Genomic DNA, 5,275 nt, shown 5'->3' on the forward strand with positions numbered 1-5,275 from the left:
TTGCCGCCGGCCACCGCGATGGCCAATTTCAAGACAAAAAACCAGCCGCAAACCGTGGCTGCCTAACTGACAAGAAACCACCCGACTGTCTCACATCCTTGACACACCTCATACCATGTCGGAAGCTTTCTCTGGGCCAGTCTCTTCACGGCTTCGGGAGTCGGTCGGCCCCGCTGCTCGTCCAGGGCAACCCTCAATTGCGCGGCCCGAATGTTGCGACGCACATGGAGAGCCAGTTCTCTCCGTGAGGCCGGGTCCGTTCGGAGCTTCCCATCCGGCGTTCTCAAAATATCGAAGGGTGACGGCAAGGGCGGCGGCGTCAGCTGCGCCAGTCGCACCACTGCTTCCGGCGTCTGTCGTCCCCGGGCCTCGTCCAGAGCGACCCGCAACTGGGCCGCCTGGATATTGCTTCGTATCCGTCGAATGGTCTGTTCCCGGGAGGACTGGTTCTCATCACCACGAGCGGACATCGGCTCGCCCCTCTCTGCCCGTTGCGTCCATGATTGCAGAGTGTTCCGCGGCCGCCAAGGGATTAACCGCGACTCGCAATCGCCGGCGCCGGCCCACGTCCCGACCGAGTCAGGTCAATGTGTTAACCCTTGTGCTCGTTTTGCGCCCACCACCAATCACGATGGACGTCCGCGGATTCACGGCTACCACAGGGCCCTCTGGCCAACAATGGGCAATTTTTGGCCGTAATTGGCCAAATATGGGCCAGCGGTCCGGAAGCCGCGTCTTTCCGGCCATTTTTGGGCCATATCCGGGCCGTAATGGGGCCACATCTGGCCCCTCTAAACAGGCCAAGGCGCTTCTCGAACAAACTGGCCCGATTTGGGCCAGATCAAGCCCAAATGAGGGCCAAATTTGGGCCAGCCGGTTCTTGCCGCGCCCGAGGGCGATGATTTCCTGGTCCGGGTTGGGATCCGGTGCTTCCCGTGGCCATTCTCTGGCCATTTTTGGTCAATTTCTGACCAGAAATGGGCCGGGACTGGCCACAACATTGCAGCCTTCGGGCTGCATTTTTTTACGTCAACGACGCCCTGGCACCGCGCAGGCGGAGGCCCTGTGATAGACCCTGATGGACCGCGGCGGCGGGAGTCCTGGCGGGTGGAGAACCATGCCGCCGCGACACTAGAGAAGCACTTCTGCAACGGCTCTGTGGCCACTCGCCGGCGACCGGCCCAGGGACCGGCAACCACCGACGGGGCGGTGGCTGCAACGGTCTCTTTGAGACCTCCGGAGCGATGCAGCAACGACGAGCCGGCGGCTGGTGGACCAGCCACGGTCACTGCTCCGCAGCGACTGGATAGAGACGTGTGAAGCAGTCCCTGGCGGGCCGGGAAACCCTAACGAGCAAAGCGCCATGAGCTGCTGCTGCGCAGCGCCTTCGGTGTCACCGGCGCACCGTCTTCGTCCCTCAGCCGGCACCCCAGTGGCACCTCGTATGGACCGCTGCTCCTACGTCACAGCGCCTGCTGGTACGAGATCAGAGACGGGGACTCCGTCCCCTTTTTGGGCTCAGGAACGGTGTCCACTCCTTCGTCGCAGACCCCTCAACGCTGCTTCGCAGCACTGTGTCCACCGGGTGCCACGCACCTAAAAACCCGGTGGACAGCAAACAGCCCAAAACCCGCGAATAGACGTGCCAGTGTCCCCCCATTGTCCACGAGTGGACAGTGAAATATGGCGGGGGGACACAACAGAGTGGACACGTCTTTCCCGCGCATGCAGCGACGGACACCGTTCCTACCGGGTGCCACGCAGCATCAATCCCGGTAGGAACCAAAATGCCCTGAACCCGCGGAAACTAGCGCCACTCCTCCCCTCCCTCCTACGAGTAGGAACCATAAATGGTCGGGTAGGAACGATGTGGTAGGCGCTACTTTCCGCTGATGAACCAGCAGAAATCCCGCCGATCTTCCGCTAGAGCTCCAGATGCGACGGAATGAGTGAAAGGGCATAAGGGGTTTTGGCACCTCGCTTCGCTTCGGCGGTCGGCGCAGCCGACAAACCTTCGGTCGCTTTCGCTCCCTCACCCATCGCTGCACTCCGGGCCTCATGCGGTCGCTGGCGCTCCCTTCCCCACCAACGCTGGCGCGTCGTTGGGGTGCCCCCGAAGCCATCGCTGACGCGAGTGGCTCCAGCCCCCGGTGACCGCTGTCGCGGCCCCCGGACCGAGCCAGAGCCTCCTGCGACTGGCGTCCCAGGTGTCTCTGAGACAAGCAGCAAGACAGCGCAGACGCCTCAAGGCACCCTGGCGACAAGGCAGTCTGAAGGTGCCGTTCGGCACCGGTCGGCTGACGCCGACCCGGGGTGCAGAATGGATAGCGTCGAGAAGATATGAATCCAAATGAAGGTGAGAGCGTCGACGCCGCGTCCCCCAATGGTCGGGTAACCTTCTTCCGTCGGGCAGACCAAAGGCAGTTCAACATGCCCTCAAACTAGAGCGTGCTGGCCGCATGATAGCGGGCCGATGAAAAGTATCGAGAACATCCAGGACTCGATTCTGGTCAAAGGGTTCCGGAGGAGGCGATGGTTGATGAGTGCACCCCCGACAAACCAGAGGGCTGTGGCACGAGCTTTCCAAAATAATGATTTGCGTAATCATTTACAAAATGGATAGCCCCTCAAGTACCTCACGAGTGGGGCTGGTTGGTAGGTTGACGGCAAGATCGCCGAGATGGCCGGCCGATTGGCATCGTAGTTGTCGAAGCTCCGGCGCCCGACGGCGGGTCCCCCTCGTGGCCGTTGCGCGGGCTGAAAGGCGAGGCGGCACCCATCTCGTAGATGAACCGTCTCTCCGCTGACTGCTGTCAGGTGGGTCATCCCGACGGATTTCATGGCCGTATCCAGATCCGCATCCAGGGAGCTGGTGTCGCCGGTAACCATACCCGGCAGCAGTCCCCGGGCATCACCGCCGAATTGTCCTGCGGCATGGGTGAAACGGCTGCGAAGGTCCGCCGGGCCGCGCTGCCACGGGCCCGGAGTTCCGACCGCGAGCGGGGTCGAACTTGCCGACAGGACCGCCGCTTCGGACTGGCCCGGCCCGGAAGGCTTGAGTTTGCCGGTGGTCCGGATCCGTTGCCCGGGGATGGCGTGCTCCCAGCCGGGCCCGCCCAGGACCAGCAGCCTGGCCGGCGTGTGCACCCGGCGCGCGTCGAAGGTCATGTCGATCAGTGTGACCGGCACGGCCCACCGGTCCGCCAGTCCGGAGTTCCCCGGCTTCTTGAGCGGCCGCGGCGTCCCCGTGACCTCCACCTCCGCCGCGATGGCTCTTTCCGCCGCGGCAGCATCCGACACAGTACCCGCGCGCCCCAGGGACGAGTCCGCGGCGGCGTGCCCGCCCGCTGCGGCCGCGAGGAGGAATGCCGCTGCCAGCGTCGCGAGGAAGCTTCGCGCGCGCCGCCCCGCCAGCACTTCCGCTTTGGCCCTTGACGACGCCCGCAGCAGGAGCATACCGGCGCCCGCCGCGAAGCTGACGCAGAGCGCCGCCCACGCCACCGGTGGGAGGAGATGCCCCGCCGCGGCCGTCGCCCAGACCAGCACGGCCGCGGGAACCAAACGCACATCGGTTCGGCGCGGTGTTTGTTCCCGGCCCGAGGTGGACCGCGCCAGGACCGCGAAGGACTCAAGCCTGTCGCGGAACCGCGGGCCGCGGTGCCGCTGCCGTGTGGCCTGCCGGAGGCCCGGCCCTTCCCCCGGCAGCCCCGCTTCCGGATAGTTCCCGGGAGTCCGCCCGACCGCAGCGTCAATATAGCGTTGCCAGCGACTGGTCCGCTCCACGTCCATCCCCACCGTCCTCAGACCTGGACCAGGGGCAGCAGGGCTTCGAGCATCTTTACTCCCACCCCATCCACGGCATCCAGCTCCTCAACCCGCTGGAAGCGGCCATGCTCGGTGCGCCAGTCCACGATCCGCTGGGCCAACACCGGCCCGATGCGCGGAAGGCCCGCCAGTTCGTCGATGCCGGCCGTGTTCAGGTTGATTTTCCCTCCGACTGGGGACCCGGCGGCGCCCGCCGGGCCGCCCCCGGCGTCACCAGCCGGAGCAGACCCGGCCGGAACGGTTTCACCGTGCCTCGGCACGAGGACTTTCTGCCCGTCCTCGAGGATGGCCGCGAGATTGAGCTGGTCCGGGTCCGCGTCCGGCGCACCGCCTCCGGCCGCCGCGATGGCCTCGTGCAGGCGGCTCCCCAGTGGCAGTTCCACGATTCCGGCGCGGACAACCGCGCCGGCCACGTGCACGATGATTCTTGCGGGGGCACCGTCTCCGCTCCCGCCGGGAGCGGTGTCCGTGCCGGCCGTGCTGGCCGTGGGCCCGGTGTCAGGTTCCGGGACGGTAGCTTCGCCGTTTTCCGAGCTGTTGACGGAGCTGATTGGGCTGACGGCCGCTGTGACGTTGGCAGCCTGCCAGCAGAACCAGCCCAGGAGCACCAAGGACGCCAGGCACAGCAGCGTGGCAGCCTGCCGGCCGGTGCGCCACCGGATGCGGGGTCCGCGGTGGCCCGCCGGATCGTCCGGAGAGCGTTGGCGCTCGGCCCTGGAAACCGGCGGCGGTTCCCCGAGCAGGCCGGCCCTGCTTCTGGTCCCGGATACAAGCGACAGCCTGCGGCCGGCCTGGTCCGGTTGGACGCTGGGTGGGTAGTCGGGATCGTGGCGCGGCATGCGCCCATCGTACGAAGCTTCGGGGTCGCTGCTCAGGGCCGGCGGGTCCTATGTGGAAACTGAAGGAAGTGTGCGCAGAGCCGATAAGACGTTTGCAGTTCTCCCCCGTCGATCAGAGCGCTTCGACCAGGAAGTATTCCAGGATGGATTCGTCGAAGGGCTGCGGCCAGTCCGAGGCGCGGTTGTCTGTGGCGGGGAATGTGTGCCCGGCCGTGAACAGGTGCCAGTCCGGGAAGGGGTCGGGCGGCAGTCCGGAATCGGGATCAGGGCCGGGATCCTCGGGTACGCCTTCGGCAAGGAGTGTCACCATGGCCTGGAGGCGGTCCGGCCAGTGGGGTGGTTCCCAGTCCTGCTGTTCGCTGGGGTAGTGCCTTCCGGTCGGTGACGTCCAGCCGGGCGGTGCGTCTTTGCTGGCCCCGGCCGGTGTCCAGGCCGAGGAGTGTTTCAGGCCGTGGTGTTTGCGGCACGGCTGGCCGAGATTGCTGATCCCGGTGGTGCCACCGTCAGCCCAGGCCAGGAGGTGGTCGGCGTCGTTGTCCAGGGACTGGTTGTTGCAGCCCGGGAACGGGCACTTCCCGTCGCGGAGCCGCAGCCACTGCCGCACTGCCTTC

The 5,275-nt window shown here is 66.0% G+C and carries 3 protein-coding genes; all 3 read right to left on the reverse strand.

From position 1 onward, the window contains the following. Positions 1–2,604: 2,604 nt before the first annotated feature. Positions 2,605–3,783: a hypothetical protein gene (locus tag ACZY0Y_RS19480; protein WP_463959885.1), complete on the reverse strand. Its 1,179-nt coding sequence runs from the start codon at positions 3,781–3,783 to the stop codon at positions 2,605–2,607. Positions 3,784–3,800: 17 nt separating this feature from the next. Continuing rightward, positions 3,801–4,664 carry a ComEA family DNA-binding protein gene (locus ACZY0Y_RS19485; protein ID WP_463959886.1) on the reverse strand — a complete coding sequence of 288 codons (864 nt, stop codon included), beginning with the start codon at positions 4,662–4,664 and terminating at the stop codon, positions 3,801–3,803. Between the two features lie 112 nt (positions 4,665–4,776). After that, positions 4,777–5,275, reverse strand: a 499-nt coding sequence (locus ACZY0Y_RS19490) for an HNH endonuclease signature motif containing protein (RefSeq protein WP_463959887.1), incomplete at its 5' end; no start/stop codon positions are given.

The organism is Pseudarthrobacter kochi (assembly GCF_055412805.1).